Source organism: Moorena sp. SIO4G3 (assembly GCF_010692305.1).
Taxonomy (GTDB): domain Bacteria; phylum Cyanobacteriota; class Cyanobacteriia; order Cyanobacteriales; family Coleofasciculaceae; genus Moorena; species Moorena producens_A.
In genome coordinates this window covers 1-1517 of sequence record NZ_JAAHIG010000721.1, presented here as the reverse complement: position 1 = coordinate 1517, position 1517 = coordinate 1, and the positions used below count along the sequence as shown (strand labels likewise).

Here is a 1517-nt window from a genome sequence, read left to right as displayed (position 1 = left end):
TTAATTTCAGTGTTGCGAGGATTGAATTTGCCGATCGAGAGGAATACAACAGCGTGGGAAAGCTCTTGTTTTCGGCCATTTTTCTAATTAATGATCCATCAAAAAAGTGGCCGATCGATATCCGTATTGTACGGAGTCATCGTTTCATACACAATCGATTTGACCTAAAGATACTGATTTCAGTTCCCTAGAGGTTTATAGCATACCAGGAGTTTATACTTAAGGCTCGGGGATCACGAAGGTATTAATCAAAACAGTTAATTTTGCGTCATCGGGCCAGTCATGTTGGATCGAATTGGATCGACCATCCTTTTCATAGCCCAAGACTGGGTTGGGAAAAAAGATCAGTTAAAGATCAGGATCTGGCTGTAACCCTTATCTACGTCGAGACCTGCAGGTTGTGCTGTGGAAAACAACCGGTTGTAAGCTGGCTGTGGTTTGCTGCGCGCTTGGGGGCGATCGCCCCTTTCTGCATAACTGATCATCTCTCCACCGTATGGATCAGTAATCGATGACAGCACCGACACCGTCCCCCACGGAGTCTATCAGAAGAGGCAGGGGCGATCGCTCCTGCCTCTTCTGGTGTTGATTGCTGATTCCCAGTCAAATTCGGCCTAGCTGGAAGTCGTCCGTCCAATTCCGATGACTCGATGGTGCATCAGTAGAAGGCAGAAGGCAGAAGGCAGAAAAAGGCTGGATTTTGACTCCTGACTTCTAACCGATAAGTTTTTCCCGGTTTGAGTCGATACTCTAGGAGATAGACATTAGGGATATCGGGCGATCGCCTAACAGGCCAGCAAATCTTTAGTGTATAGGGCAGGTTGAATAATTAAGGTTAGATTTTACCGTCCCACAACATGGACGCTATCGCCCGGTTGGAAGCCAACTTCAGACTGGATGCACCGAGCCTTCCAGTAACTGGCCTGGTAGAAAACCTGCCACTCTTGCCCTGGCCTAAGAATTTCCGAAATGATAGCTTCTTGGTCCATAAAAGACCCAACATGGTGCTGAGATTCTCCGTAAAATAATTGCTGGAATAATTCGAATAATTGCGACGTCAGCATGACGCTTTCTCCTAGATGAACGTTGTCAGAGATCAATGAATAAACCTAATTCACGTCCAGACCCGTAGCTTTTGCTTGGGAAAAACTCTAGGTTTCGAGCCGGATGGAGTTTCTCTAAAGTTCTGGAAGAAAATTTGCTTAGCGAATCATGGAAGCGTCCCCTGGCTAAGATTCGATAGATGACACGAGATGAACCGGATCAAATCAGTAGCAGCTGGGTAACAGAACAATTCCTACTGCAGTATGTGATTGGCATAGTTGCATGAAGCGTAGATCAAGCGCTAGGGGGAATATGGAGAGTAACGTTGCACTTCTTTGCCGACAACTGGCGCAATTTCTACCACCGGTTTCTGCTGATGAATGGCTAGCCCATTCCTTAGAAATTCTGAGTCGGGGCCATATCCAATGGATTCAGAAAAACCGGGTTGCCTAAATCATGGCACTAAGAATCAG

At 46.3% G+C, this 1517-nt stretch carries 4 protein-coding genes; 2 read left to right on the top strand and 2 right to left on the bottom strand.

The genetic code is table 11. The features are described from left to right. Nucleotides 1-191 (top strand): hypothetical protein (locus F6J99_RS44920; protein WP_293123890.1); only part of this gene is annotated, 191 nt, incomplete at its 5' end. 290 nt (nt 192-481) lie between these two features. Here F6J99_RS44920 and F6J99_RS44915 read toward each other — a convergent pair. Both F6J99_RS44915 and F6J99_RS44910 read right to left on the bottom strand, forming a co-directional pair. After that, complete coding sequence (locus F6J99_RS44915) at nt 482-637, bottom strand: hypothetical protein (RefSeq protein ID WP_293123887.1); 156 nt, start codon at nt 635-637, stop codon at nt 482-484. A 205-nt stretch (nt 638-842) separates the two neighbouring features. Further along, nucleotides 843-1064 (bottom strand): hypothetical protein, encoded by a 222-nt coding sequence (locus F6J99_RS44910; protein WP_293123885.1) that lies wholly within the window; start codon nt 1062-1064, stop codon nt 843-845. Nucleotides 1065-1356: 292 nt separating this feature from the next. Between F6J99_RS44910 and F6J99_RS44905 the strand changes: the two genes are divergently transcribed. Then, entirely contained in the window at nt 1357-1497 is a 141-nt protein-coding gene (locus F6J99_RS44905; RefSeq protein ID WP_293123882.1) for a hypothetical protein, read from the top strand. Nucleotides 1498-1517 lie beyond the last annotated feature (20 nt).

Coding starts and splice junctions, on each gene's coding strand:
- F6J99_RS44910 (WP_293123885.1), bottom strand. CDS start 1,064: ATGCTGACGTCGCAATTATTCGAATTATTCCAGCAATTATTTTACGGA.
- F6J99_RS44905 (WP_293123882.1), top strand. CDS start 1,357: ATGGAGAGTAACGTTGCACTTCTTTGCCGACAACTGGCGCAATTTCTA.